7 protein-coding genes and 1 pseudogene are annotated in these 13554 nt (G+C 45.5%); all 8 read right to left on the reverse strand.

Annotated elements, in window-relative coordinates:
* Positions 1-130 precede the first annotated feature (130 nt).
* Positions 131-903 (reverse strand): annotated as a pseudogene (locus tag H740_RS06565) (MetQ/NlpA family ABC transporter substrate-binding protein).
* A 257-nt stretch (positions 904-1160) separates the two neighbouring features.
* Positions 1161-1835: a methionine ABC transporter permease gene (locus H740_RS06570; protein WP_002952598.1), complete on the reverse strand. Its 675-nt coding sequence runs from the start codon at positions 1833-1835 to the stop codon at positions 1161-1163.
* Positions 1835-2791 carry a methionine ABC transporter ATP-binding protein gene (locus H740_RS06575; protein ID WP_002952599.1) on the reverse strand — a complete coding sequence of 319 codons (957 nt, stop codon included), beginning with the start codon at positions 2789-2791 and terminating at the stop codon, positions 1835-1837. The genes H740_RS06570 and H740_RS06575 overlap by 1 nt, the downstream gene beginning before the upstream one ends.
* 31 nt (positions 2792-2822) lie before the next feature.
* Positions 2823-3809 (reverse strand): diaminopimelate dehydrogenase, encoded by a 987-nt coding sequence (locus H740_RS06580; RefSeq protein WP_002952600.1) that lies wholly within the window; start codon positions 3807-3809, stop codon positions 2823-2825.
* A 33-nt stretch (positions 3810-3842) separates the two neighbouring features.
* Positions 3843-3986, reverse strand: a complete 144-nt coding sequence (locus tag H740_RS11950; protein WP_002952601.1) for a hypothetical protein — start codon at positions 3984-3986, stop codon at positions 3843-3845.
* Between the two features lie 40 nt (positions 3987-4026).
* Complete coding sequence (locus tag H740_RS06585) at positions 4027-6648, reverse strand: valine--tRNA ligase (protein WP_002952602.1); 2622 nt, start codon at positions 6646-6648, stop codon at positions 4027-4029.
* 130 nt (positions 6649-6778) lie between these two features.
* Complete coding sequence (locus H740_RS06590) at positions 6779-11944, reverse strand: alpha-2-macroglobulin family protein (RefSeq protein ID WP_002952604.1); 5166 nt, start codon at positions 11942-11944, stop codon at positions 6779-6781.
* Positions 11944-13554, reverse strand: a 1611-nt coding sequence (locus H740_RS06595; protein ID WP_002952607.1) for a penicillin-binding transpeptidase domain-containing protein, incomplete at its 5' end; no start/stop codon positions are given. The genes H740_RS06590 and H740_RS06595, both read right to left, overlap by 1 nt.

The following is a 13554-nucleotide window of genomic DNA, read 5'->3' on the forward strand; positions in this document are numbered from 1 at the left end:
AAACGGCGCTAAAAAGGTAAAAGCTTTTACGCCGTTTTATTTTAAGAGCGGTCTCTAAACTAAATTTGGATTCGTCGTTTCGTTAAATTTGCCCGCGCCGCTAAATTTGAGCAGGCTGGGCTAAATTTGATTAAAACGTCGGGATTATCGCGCCTTTATATTTTTCCTCGATAAATTTCTTTACCTCAGGGCTCGTGACGGCTTTGTCTAGAGCTTTGATTTTCGGGCTATTTTCGTTGCCGACTTTGACTACGACGTAGTTGGTGTACGGGCTATCTTTGCTCTCAAGCACGAGCGCGTCTTTGGTTGGGTTTAGGTTGGCGTTTAGAGCGTAGTTCGTGTTGATAACTGCGATAGTAACGTCATCAAGCGTGCGAGGTACTTGAGCGGTCTCGATCTCTTCAAATTTTAGCTTTTTCGGGTTTTCCGTGATATCAAGCGGAGTTTTTAGTGGGTTGTCGTTTAGCTTGATAAGACCTGCGCTAGCTAGCACGTCAAGCGCGCGGCTCTCGTTTGTCGGATCGTTTGGTATGGCTACGGTGCTGCCGTCTTTTAGCTCTTTGATATCTTTTATCTTTTTAGAATAAACGCCCATAGGCTCGAGGTGAACGCCTACGGTTTTAACTAGATGAGTGCCTTTGTTTTTGTTAAATTCCTCAAGATACGGCAGGGCTGGAAGTAGTTAGCGTCTAGATCGCCGTCTTCTGTGGCTAAATTTGGAGTAGAGTAGTCGTTAAATTCTTTGATCTCAAGAGTAAAGCCGTCTTTTGCTAGGATTGGTTTTACTACTTCTAAAATTTCAGCATGCGGAACGGGTGTAGCGCCTACGACGATTTTCTCGGCGGCATTTGCTGCGACTGTTAGGCTTAGAGCGACTAGAGAGTATTTGAGTAGATTTTTCATTTTATATCCTTTTTAAAATTTGGCTAGCATTTAAAAAAGGATATGAGCGGAGGCTTAAATTTCTTTTTAAATGCTTAGCAAGACTAAGCGCTTAAAAAGAAATTTTGCGCTTAGCGTTAGTCTTTCGACGACTTAAGTTGAGTGAAGCGACGCATTTCGCACATATCTGATTTCATTTTCTATCCTTTCTCTGTAAAATTAATTTCGGGATTTTATGCAAAAAAAGTTTAAAAGAAAATAAAATCAGACGTAAAAAATCATTTCTTTGTGATCTTATAAATAAAATTTCCTAATGATTGGAAAATTTGAACCATTATGATTAAAATCACGACGGTATAAAGCATGATATCGGGGCGAAATCTCTGATAGCCGTATTTTATCGCAACAGATCCCAGTCCGCCGCCGCCGACCGCGCCCGCCATCGCCGAAAAGCCGATGATAACGATAAGCGTAAGCGTGATAGAAGCCACGATGCCGGGCAGCGCCTCAACGAACATCACCTTAAAAATGATCTGAAAATTTGAGCTACCAAAGCTTCTAGCAGCCTCGATGATGCCTTTATCTACCTCTTTTAGCGCGCTCTCTATGAGCCTAGCGATAAACGGCGCTGCACCGATAGTAAGCGGAACGATAGCCGCGGTAGTGCCGATACTGGTGCCTACGATCAGACGCGTGAGCGGGAAAAGCACGATGATAAGGATGATAAATGGAAAGCTTCTTAGCGTATTTACCGTGATATCAAGCGCGATAAATAGTGGTTTATTTGGCTTCAGACCGTCCTGCGCGGAAAGAACGAGCAAGATAGCCGGCACTAGACCTATCAAAAACGCTAAAAGCGTAGAAACCACGCTCATATAAAGTGTCTCGCCGATAGCCGGGAGTAAAATGCGCTCGAAAACGTCGGGAAATTTAGAAAAATCTATGTCAAACATCACGCCACCTCCCACAGTACGCCGCTTTGCTTGATATACTCGGTCACGCGCGCTTCGTCTTTAGGGTCGACGTTGATGACGAGTGAGCCTAGCACGTTTTCGTTTAGCTTTTCAAGCTTGCCCCAGACGATGTTAAAGTCGATGTTTAGCGTGCGCGCCATGTGCGTGATGACGCTATTTTGTGCGACTTCTTTTGGGAAAAAGAGCCTGATATTTACGCCCTCGCTCGGCAAAATTTCATCCTCGCCGAGGAATTCCTTCATCTTTTCGTCTGGTTTTAAAAATAGCTCCTCGATCGTGCCGCTGCCGATTATTTTGCCGCTTTCTAGCAGCACTGCGCGGCGCGCGATGCTTTTTACGACCTCCATCTCGTGCGTGACCAAAACGACGCTGATGTTTAGCGTTTGATTGATCTGTTTTAAAAGCTCGAGTATAGAATTCGTCGTATTTGGATCAAGCGCAGATGTAGCCTCGTCGGATAGTAAAATTTTTGGGCTTAGCGCAAGAGCGCGGGCGATAGCGACGCGCTGTTTTTGTCCGCCGCTTAGCTCGCCCGGGTAGCTTGCGGCTTTGTTTGCAAGGCCCACGAGCTCTAGTAGCTCGCTCACTCTTTTTTTGATTTCGCCGTCTGAGTAGCCCCAAAATTTAAGCGGAGTCGCGACGTTTTCAAACGCCGTTTTCCTCGCCATCAGCGCAAAGTGCTGAAATATCATCCCCACGTCTCGCCTAAGCTCTCTTAGCTCTTTATCTTTTAGCGCCGAGATTTCTTTGTCAAACACCTTAAGGCTACCGCCTTGATAGTCCTCTAGGCCGTTTATGCAGCGAAGCAGGGTGGATTTACCCGCACCGCTGTGGCCCACGATAGCAAAAATTTCGCCTTTTTCTACGTTTAGGCTGACGCCATCTATGATCTGCGTCGCCCCGTAAAATTTCTTTAAATTTTCTATTTTTATCACTAATTTTCCTTGTTTTTAAAACCGCATAAATTTATAAAATTTCGCGCCTTAGCTCATCGGCGCTCTTTGGCGAAAGAAGCGCAGGGGCGATGTCAAATACGCTAAACGCACCGCTTTCGCCCTTTTTTACTAGGCGGTACGCCGCGCGGGCGTAGGCTACGAGCACGCTTGCGGTAAATTCGGGATTTGAATCAAGCTTTAGCGAAAACTCGATCAAATGTTTATTTTCGCCGCGCTCGCCCGTCACCCCGCTTCGCAAAACGAATCCTCCGTGAGGGATGCCGCCGTGCTCCTTTTTAAGCGTTGCAAGATCGATAAAATGCACGCTCGTGTCGTAGTCGGCGAAGTAGTTTGGCATCGTTTTTATCTCACGCTCGATGCGCGCTTTATCTACGCCGTCCTGCACCACTACGTAGCACTCGCGCAGGTGCTTTTCGCGCGTTGAAAGCTTTGGATTTTCGCCCGCGCGAACTCGCTCCAAGGCGCTTTCTATCGGCACGGTGTATTGGCGTGCGTCCACGACGCCCTTGATCCTGCGGATGGCGTCTGAGTGACCTTGGCTCACGCCTTTACCCCAAAACGTATAACTGCTGCCGTTTTCTAGCACGCTCTCGCCAAATAGTCTGTTTAGCGAAAACAGACCCGGATCCCAGCCCACGGCGATGATGCCTACGTTTCCGCCTTTTTTAGCGGCGGCGTCTACTGCGGCGAAGTGCTCTGGGATTTTCGCGTGCGTATCGAAGCTATCGACGACATTAAAGCTCTGCGCAAACTCGGGCGTTTGCGTCGGAAGATCCGTTGCGCTACCGCCGCAAAGCACCAAAACGTCAAATTTGCCCTTGTGCGATAAAATTTCGTCCATGCTAAACACCGGCGCACCGTATGTTTTTACCTCGCTTGGATTTCTGCGGCTAAAAACTGCTGTTAATTCCAAATCCTTGCTATTTTGTGCGGCAAGCTCTACGCCGCGACCCAAATTTCCATATCCCAAAACTGCTATTTTTATCTTTTGACTCATTTTTATCCTTTAAATTTAACTAGCGACAAAGTTTCACTTCATCAGCAAATAATAAATCACGTATATCCAACTTAAAAATCCGTGAATTATCGCCCATAATATGCTCTTATTAGCTCCCCATGATAGCGCGACGGCTATGACCGTGCCTAAAGTAAATCCACCAATGCTACCTTTCATTTTTTCTCCTTAATTTAAAATTCTGGCTCAAACTAGCGGACTACTCGCCAAATACCTTTAGTTCGTCGCATACTTTGGCGAATTTCTCCTGCGCGCTTTGCAGTCCTTCGCGGTTGGCTTCAACCACGGCTTGCGGGGCGGAGGCTACGAATTTCTCGTTATTTAGCACACTTGAGAGCTTTGCTATCTCTTTTTCTAGCTTGGTTTTTTGCGACCGCAGTCGCATGATCACAGCACTCATATCCACGCCTTCAAGCGGCACGAAGACTTCTAAATTTTCGCTCACGTCGCGCGCGGCGTTTTCGATTTTAGCGTCGCAAAACTCGATCTGTTCGCATTTGGCTAGCAGCGCGATATAGTTTGTCGCCTCGGTCAAATTTTCGTTTCCGTTTAACTTGATGAAAGCTTTTGGGATTTTTGAGTTGCCTTGCTCGATGGTTGCCTTTGCGCGGCGGATCGCGACGATGGCTTCGATCACTAGCTCAAAGGTCTTTTCTATCTGCAAGTCGCGCTCGTTAGCCTGCGGATACTCCTCTATCATGATCGAGCTTGCGTTTCCTAAATTTGAGCCGCTAAGCTCGTGAAAAAGGTATTCTGAGATAAACGGCATAAAGGGACTTAGTAGTCTCATCGCCTCTTTAAATATCGCTCCAAGCTCCTTTACGCTGCCTTTATCGGCTTTGCTAAGCTCGATGCCCCAGTCGCAAAACTCGTCCCATAAAAATTTATAAATCGCGTTTGCCGCGTCGTTAAAGCGGTAGGCATCGATGTTTTCTCGAACTTCGCGCACGCACTCGTTAAAGCGGCTTAGCATGTATTTACCAAGCTTAGTTTTGATTTTGACGTCGCTTAAATTTGCAAATTTAGACTCGTTTAGCAGTAGATATTTGCTTGCGTTGTAAAGCTTGTTCGTGAAATTTCGCACGAGCTTCATCTTTTCGTCGCTTAGCTTGATGTCACGCCCCTGCACGGCAAGTAGCGCAAGCGTAAAGCGCAAGACGTCGGCGCTATACTCCTCGATACTAATGAGCGGGTCGATGACGTTGCCTAGGCTCTTGCTCATTTTTCTGCCTTGCTCGTCTTTAACTAAAGCGTGCAGATAGATATCGTCAAACGGTAGCTTGCCTAGCGCATTTTCGCCCTGAAACATCATCCTAGCTACCCAGAAAAATAAAATATCAAAGCCGGTGATTAGCAGGTTGTTTGGGTAAAATTCGGCCAAATCGCCGTCAAACCATTTCTCGTTTTTTAGCTCCTCGCCGTTACCCCAGCCAAGTGTGCTAAACGGCCAAAGCCCCGAGCTAAACCAGGTATCAAGGACATCCGGGTCTTGATGGAAATTTGCGCTTTTGCATTTTGGACACTGCGTCGGCTCGCCTTCATCCGCCCACTCGTGCCCGCACTCATCACAGTAAAATACCGGGATTTGATGCCCCCACCACAGCTGGCGTGAGATACACCAGTCGCGAAGCTCGCGCATCCAGGCGTTAAAGCTGTTTATCCAGTGGGCCGGGTAAAATTTGGCTAATCCTTCGCCGACCTTTGCGATCGCGTCGTCTGCGATCTGTTTTTTGACGAACCACTGCTTTGAGATGTATGGCTCGACGACGTTTTTGCAGCGGTAGCAGTAGCCGACTTGGTTTTCGTAGTCTTCGATTTTCTCGACGTTTCCTAGCTTTTCTAGTTCTGCGACGATAGCGTCTCTGGCCTCTAGTCGCTCAAGCCCTTTAAACTGCGCGCACTGCTCGTTTAGAATGCCTTTTTCGTCAAAAACGGTGATAAATTTTAGATCGTGCCTTTTGCCGACCTCGTAGTCGTTGGTGTCGTGCGCGGGAGTGACTTTTACTAGACCCGTTCCAAACTCCATATCGACGTGCTCGTCGGCGATGATTTCGATCTCGCGACCGATTATCGGCAACACGACTTTTTTGCCGATCAAATTTTTATAGCGCTCGTCTGCGGGATTTACCATTACCGCTGTATCGCCAAAATAAGTCTCCGGACGCGTAGTCGCCACAACGATAAATTTATCTTGTTCTCCCGCAAGGTAGTATCTCAAATGATAAAGCTTGCCTTTGTTTTCCTTGTGCTCGACCTCGATATCGGAAAGCGCGCCGTCGTGCGTACACCAGTTTATCATGTAGTTTTCACGTACGATGAGCCCTTTTTCGTAGAGATTTACGAATGCCTTTTTGACCGCTATCCTTAGTCCCTCATCCATCGTAAATCTTTGACGCGACCATGCCGGCGAGATACCTAGTTTTCGCATCTGATGCACGATCATACCGCCGCTTTTTTCTTTCCACTCCCAGACTTTTTCTACAAATTTTTCGCGTCCGAGCTCTTCTTTTTTGATACCCTGGGCTAGGAGCTGCTTTTCAACGACGTTTTGCGTGGCGATGCCAGCGTGATCAAGGCCTGGCTGCCATAGTGTTTTGTAGCCGTCCATCCTTTTGTAGCGCGTCATTATGTCTTGCAATGTGAAGGTTAGCGCGTGCCCGATATGAAGCGAACCAGTTACGTTTGGAGGCGGCATCATGATGCAAAATTTACGGCCGTCTTTGCGGATGTTTTTGTTCGCGTCTATCTCGAAATATCCGCGTTCTTCCCAAATTTTATAAAATTTATCTTCTACTTCTTTTGCGTCGTAAAATTCCGCCATATTTTATCCTTAATAATTGTTTAAAAAATGTCGGATTTTACTACAAATTTGCTAATAGTATGTTTAAAATAGGTTGTTTTTAAGAATAGGCAAAGAAAGCGAAGCGGCTAAAAAACCGCTTCGCAAAGGATCATTTGACGATAAATTCGTGCTGAGCTAGATCGTAGTCGCTCATGCTCTCGTCGTACATGTTTTCCGTGATGACCGCAGGTAGCATGCACTTGCCGCTCATAACAACTCGAAGAGGCGTATAAAGCACGTGCGCATCCTTGCTGGCATTCAAACTATAAAAGCTCAAAACTCTGTCGTCCTCGATGTTTTGATGCTCGAGAGTTAAAGAGTTTTTCGTAGCTTCAGTTCTTACGTTTGGTACGATATTTTCGTTTACTACCTCAAGGCAAGGACTGATCGTTTCATTTATCACGCCGTTTCTGATAAACTCATTTGTTTTTAGCGATAGCTTTGAATAGATGATATCGTTTACCTTAAGCGCGTTGATATCGATCTCTTTGCCGTCTTTGCCGACGAAGGTTCTATAGATATCAAGCCCTTTCTTGTCAAATTTGTGATTTACGTCTAGCTTTTTATAGCCTGACGCACTAACGCCTAGATAGACGGCTGCGCCGTTTTCAGGCACGATAGTAATCTCAGGCTTTTTAGGAGCGATGTTGATAGCTCCGCGACCGTCGAAATTTAGATCGTGTCCGTCGGCGATAAGCTTAAATTTGTTCTCGCTTGAGACGTCTTTGATATAAGCTCTTAGCGCTCTTAGCGTAAATGCGCGCTCCTGCGTCGAATGTAGCTTATCTACGCGAGCGATTAGGTAGTCTGCTAGCTCGTCGCTAAATGCGTTTTTCTCAAAGTGATTAGCGTGTAAAAGTAGCATAAAGGCCTTGTTTCTGATCTCTGAGCCAAAGTTATCGGCCAGCTCTTTTTCGCGGTTATAGGCTGATTTATTTAGCTCTTTTAGCACTTTTTCGCTCTCTTTATTTAGTCCCTCGTTTTTGAGGATCGCCGCCATCAAGTAGCCTTCAAGCGCGCTACCTTGGTATCTTTTTTGATCGTATAGAGCGTTTAGCTTTGATCTATCGAGCTTCTTTTGCGTGCTTAGGACGTAGGCTGCGTAAAGAGATTGGAAGTTATCGTTGCTGCCAAACGCCTTTAGCCAGTCGATCGCTTTGTTTTTTACGTAACTATCGAGCGCAAAGCCTGATTTTTCAAGCGTAAATAGCATATCGATAGCGTAGATCGAGGCGAAGTTGTTCGTGTAGCCTAGCTGATTCCAATAGCCGATACTGCCGTCTGTTTTTTGCATCTTGACGACGTCTTGCATACCCGCTTCGACAAATCTTCTTCTGTCGGCTTCTTTTGCCTTAGCCTCCTTGGAATCGTCTCCGCCGAGCACTAGGAAATTTAGCTCAAAAAGCTTACTTGAGCGTTGCTCGGAGCATCCGTAAGGGTAGTTGACGAGTTTGTCGCTATTTGCGCTTAGTACGCCTTTGATAGAGCTTGAAGCGTCGATCCTGATGCGTTTAAACTCCTCGTCAAGCTTAAATGTTTTCTCCACGGTAGCCTGGAAATTTTTAGCATAGGTGCTAAGCGGATAGGCGTGGATGACGTCAAGCTTTTGCGAGTATGTATAGCCGTTTTTACCGTCGTTTGCGGTGAAATTTATATAGGATTTGCCCGTAGCGTTAGCATCGATGACGAAATTTAATTTCGCGTTTTCGTTAGGTTTTAGCTCGATGCTGTCAACTGCTAGCTGTGCGTTTAGGTTCGTATCTATGCTTAGAGCAACGGTTTTTGGCTCTTTAGTGGTATTGATCACTCTTAGTGTGTAGTTTACCTGGTCGCCTTGGATCAAATACGCCGTTTGCGTCGGTTTTAGGATGATGTCGTCTTTTACCTTGACGGCGTTTACGCTAAAGCCAAGCTTGTCGCCGATGACGCTAAGTGCTGCCAAATTTATCTCGGAGTTAAAGTCGCTCGGTACCTCTACGTCAAAGTTCGCTACGCCGTCCGCGCCCGCTTTTGCGGTTTGCATTTTGATGTATGTTTTGACGTTTTTCTTATCGACTGGGCTGGCAAATTTCGCCATTCTCATCTCCATGAGAGCAGCCGCCGCGTCGCCGCCGAAGCTTAGTACTTTACCGTCTTTTTTAAATCCGCTCAAATTTGAGTAGATATCATAATCAAGCACGCCGTCGTTTAAAATTTTGTCAAAGAAATCAAGAGGGCTTTTTAGCTTTTGATTTGTTATCTGAAGCACGCCTTCATCGACCGCAAATAGCGTAACCTCGGCATTTGGCTCGGTTTTTACGCTAGCTTTAAATTTGGAGTTTGACTTCACGACTTTGGGCGCTTCGATGCTGACGTTCGTCGCTCGGTATGATTTGTCCGCTTTTACATAAACTTTGTCGTAGGTTCTAAACGGCATAGTGTCGTTATCGGCTACGCGCATGATAGATGCCGTGACGTAAAGCCCCTCAAAGTCGAAATCAAGGTCAAATTTGGCGTTTGCGACGTTATTTTCTATATTTACGACTTTATACTTTTTGACGTTTTCCGACTCGACCGTGATGATGCCGATGCCGCTTTTTAGCACGGAGCTAACGTCTACATTTAGCGAATCGCCCTTTTTATAGACTTTTTGATTTAGCTTGATTTTGGCTTTTGCTAGCTCTTTTGTCGGTTGCAACGTGCCGCCGTAGTCCCAGCCGCTAACGTAGATATCTAAATTTGCCGAGTGGCCGCTTAGGATATCGGAAACCACGACTATGAAGTCGCCGCTTTGATTGAAATCATAAACGAATTCGTTACCGCTAAGAGTATCGCTAAAGACCTTCTCGTAGCGTTTGCTCCATTTTAGATAGCCTTCTTTGTTGTAGTTGTAGTCCCAGATGGCTTTTTTGATCTCTACGGCTTTTTGTCTATCTTTTAGCTCCTCGTCCTTGAGCGGATCGACGCTGACGAAATTTAGCGTTAGCTTGGAGTTTGCGTCGATGTAGGTGTCGTTTGCTCTGACGCCGACCATCACGTCAAAAGGATAGACGCTAAAGTCGCTGCTAGCGCTCACGTTTTTGCCGTCGTCGTTAATGGTAAATACCGCGGTGCCTTTTAAAATGCTTGCGATTTTGCCTTTGTTTTGTAGCTTAAACGCAGTCGCGCCTTTACCCTCGCCGTCTAGAGTTACGGGCTTAGTAAACTGATCTAGACCGTTTGCCGCGTATTCGCCGTTGCTAAATTTATACTCTTTAAATTTATCGTTTTTGTAATCTTGCTGATATAAATTTAACGCCACGTCGCCCTCTAAATTAGCTGCCGCGCCGCCGAAAAGGTAGTTGCTTTGCAGTTTTATGTCTATTAGATCATCTAGAGCGTAAATTTGCTTATCTAGCTTGACCTCGTTTTTGATGCGTTGCGGAGTGAATGACTCGACCGAGAAGTCGTAGCTATCGATGATTTTATTTGCAAAGATCACTTCAAATTTAAAGGTTCCCGTTAGTCCCGACTTTACCGGCTCGTCAAAATTTATCACGCCAAGCTCGGTCGTGTTTATGCTTTTATCTAGGATTACTTTGTTTTGCGGATCTCTGATTTTTAGCTTAACGGGCATGTTTGAGAGGCTCTTAAACAGCGCGTTTTTGATGATGATCTCGCCTTTTATGTTCTCCTGCGGGCGGATGATGTTGCTAGCAAAATGCAAATATGCGTTATAAATTTCGCTTCTGTCTTTGGCGTCTAAATTCGACTCCTCGTTTAGGCGTTTATTTTGCGATAGAGCGATGAAGCTTTGCTCCTTGCCTAGCGTTAAAACTGCGCTTGAGACGTCTTTGCCGATGTCTTTTTTGTTAAATTTAAACACGCCTTCGTCGTTTGTGATGCCGCTTGCGATGAGATTGTTTTTGACGGAGTAGATTTTGACGTCCGCGTTTGCGACCACTTCGTTTTTACTCAAGCGGTTGGCAAATAAAAATACCTCGTCTTTTGAAACCTTCATGCTTAGGCCGATATCGGTTAGATAGACCGGTTTTTGGACGCTTTTGTCTTTGTCGTAGTAGATCGTGACTAGATAAACTCCGTCGCCGCCCTCGGCAAAGTCAAGCTTGATCTTGCTTTTTTGCATCTCGTTTTGAGCGCCGCCGATCTCATAGTTTTTGCTAGCCACTTCCTCTGCGTAGTTATCTAAAGGAGTCTCGGTAAAATTTAAAAAGTATCTTAAATTTTGCTCTTTTAGCTTCTCGACGACGACTTTAGCGGTGTTTGTATTTACGCTTTTTACGCCGATCTCGCCAAGGCTAGACATATACGTGCCGCTATCGGTAAACTCCAAAAACGGTTTTAGATCGCCGAACGCGACGTTAAATGAGGAGTTTTCTCGAAGCATCGAGTAGTCGTCGCCAAAGCCTTTGTAGAAAGTGACTTTGTATGTTGTCTGCGGTTTGAAGTCGTTGCTGGTAATGTCTATATAGTAGTAGTAATACTCGCCGTCGGCATCCTGATGGCTGGTGTACTCCATATCGCTCACTTCAAAGCTATTTACGCCATCGACCTTGATAAATTTTTTAATATTGTCAGAATCTATCCAATCTTTAAGATAGAGTCTAGCCGCTAGTTTGCCGTTATCTAAGCTAACGCCCTCGACCTCGTTTAAAAACATAGTCTTGGCTTTTGGCTTATCGACGAAATTTTCATCCGGGCCGGCTACTTTTTGCACGACTTCAAAGTTGTCGGCTAAATTTACGCCCGAAGCGTTTTTGAGATTTTTGGAGACCGCAAATACCAAATTGTCGCCGCTTTCAAGTAGCTTTATCTGAAAGCTTCTAGGCGTTTTGGCTACGATTTTATATTTGATATTTTGCTTAGCTAAATTTTGCTTGTCGTAAATTTTAAAATTTGCGGCAAACTCATCCTCGCTAACATTGTCGTTAAATACCGCCAAAAATGTATCTCCGGAGTATTCGATCATATTTGATAGTACGAAGTCCCCGCCGTAAAATTTGGCCTTGCTCTCGCCTTTTTTGCACGAGTAGCTTACGCCTTTTGCTAGAGGCTTTTTAGGGTAAAACAAAATCTGGTTTGAGCCGTACTCAAAGGCTCCCGTTATCTCGGGCGCGCACTCGATTATCTTTTTGTGCGTGACTTTGCCTATGAGCGATTGCTCGCTTTGGGCATATTTTACGCCAAGACTCACCGAACCGTCGTCTAATGCCCTGCTTGAACCGTCAAGCGTAAAGGCGCTTAAATGTGATGCCAAAAGGCAGCTTAGGCTTAAGCCGACTAACTTTAAACGCATTAAAACCTCCTTATTTCGATATTGATTTCGCTTAAATTCGAATTTTCGTCCAGACATCCGAGCTTGTGTTTGCCTTGCGTTAAATTTAATGTATTTTCGCTCGCGTTGTTTACTTTTTCCCACTCGTTTTCGTCGATCTTGAGATATATTTCATCGCCGATATATGCGTAACATTTTAGCATAACTTTAGTTAAATTTTCATCGCTTAGCAGAATTTGATTATTTGACGGCGTTGCAACGAGAGGTTTATAGCTTTTAAATTTATAGTAACAAGGACTTTCTTTGATATCTTCTTGAGTAATTGCGCCGTTTTTTAGTAAAAATCCTACTTCGTCGCCTCTGATACTCTCGCAGATATCTTTTAGCGTTACGCCGTCTATTTGCCAGTCATCCTCTTCATCTCTACACTCTTTAAATTTAAACGCATCAAGGCAGGTTTTTTTGCTCTCTATGCCGCCTGGCGCGCTCATAAAAGAGAGTTTTTGCTTTTGAGCTAGTAGTTTAAAGACGTCAAAAACCGTGCGCGAAGCGTCGCTAAATCCGCTTAAATTTTGCGTCTTTTTGCCGCTAAAGTTACCAAACCAAACCGCAACCGTGTAGTCGTTATTTACGCCGATCGTATAGATATCGCGCGAGCCGTAGCTGGTGCCGGTTTTAAAGGCGATTTGAGGCGTGTCTTTTGCGTATTGCCACGCGACGCCTAGATAGCTTCGGGAGGCTGAGGAGAGCATTTTTGAGGTTAGATACGCACTTTGCGAGCTGATTAACCTTCCGTAACCCGGTAGCGTCTTGCCTGCGACTTCAAGCGGTTTTAGCTCGCCGCCGTTTGCGTAGATCGTGTAGAGGTGGGCTAAATTTAGCAAACTCATCTCTGCGCTTCCAAGCGCGATACTGTCTGCGTAAAATTCCTTTGAATAACTCACCAAATGCACTCTAGAAAGCAGCTCGTAAAGAGAGTTTTCGCCCAGTTTGTTGTTTAGGCTAACGGCTGGGATATTTAGGCTAAGCGCTAGCGCCTCGGTCGCCGAGATGATACCAAAAAACCTGCTGTCGTAGTTTTTGGGCGCGTACTCTCCGAGGAAAATTTCTGTATCTATCATCTGGCTTTTTGGCGTGATGAAACCCTCGTCGAGTCCTAGCGAAAATATAAACGGCTTTAGCGTCGAGCCCACGTTTCTACTCATCGTTACGCCGTCGTTTTGCCCCTGCGGAGCGTGCCAGTCGTGCGAGCCCACGTATGCCGCTATGCTCATATTTTTGTTGTCGATTATTAGCCCGGCGGCGTTGTAGGCGTCTTTTGATTTTAGCGAGGTTGCCGTATTTTTTAGCGCGTTTTCTAGTAAAATTTGCAAATTTAGATCCAAATTTGAGTGCGTAACGCCGTTTTTTAGAGCTTGCGCGGCGTAGTGCCTGGCCTTATAAACGGCGTCGTAGCGTTTGTTTTTAAACGGCTCTCTTTGCGCCCTTTGAAATGCGCTTTGATCTATCACGCCGGCTTTATAAAGCAGCTTTGCGACGCGGTTTTTTAGCGCGTTGATATTTGATTTTTTATCTAAGCGGTTGGCGTTTGGATTTTTTGGGATCGTGCTTAAAAGCGCGCACTCGGCGAT

Origin of the sequence: Campylobacter showae CC57C, assembly GCF_000344295.2 — a bacterium.
GTDB lineage: Bacteria > Campylobacterota > Campylobacteria > Campylobacterales > Campylobacteraceae > Campylobacter_A > Campylobacter_A showae_B.

What these genes read in the sequence shown, in the direction of transcription:
- H740_RS06570 (WP_002952598.1), bottom strand. Translation starts at nt 1,835, where the DNA reads ATGTTTGACATAGATTTTTCTAAATTTCCCGACGTTTTCGAGCGCATT.
- H740_RS06580 (WP_002952600.1), bottom strand. Translation starts at nt 3,809, where the DNA reads ATGAGTCAAAAGATAAAAATAGCAGTTTTGGGATATGGAAATTTGGGT.
- H740_RS11950 (WP_002952601.1), bottom strand. Translation starts at nt 3,986, where the DNA reads ATGAAAGGTAGCATTGGTGGATTTACTTTAGGCACGGTCATAGCCGTC.
- H740_RS06585 (WP_002952602.1), bottom strand. Translation starts at nt 6,648, where the DNA reads ATGGCGGAATTTTACGACGCAAAAGAAGTAGAAGATAAATTTTATAAA.
- H740_RS06590 (WP_002952604.1), bottom strand. Translation starts at nt 11,944, where the DNA reads ATGCGTTTAAAGTTAGTCGGCTTAAGCCTAAGCTGCCTTTTGGCATCA.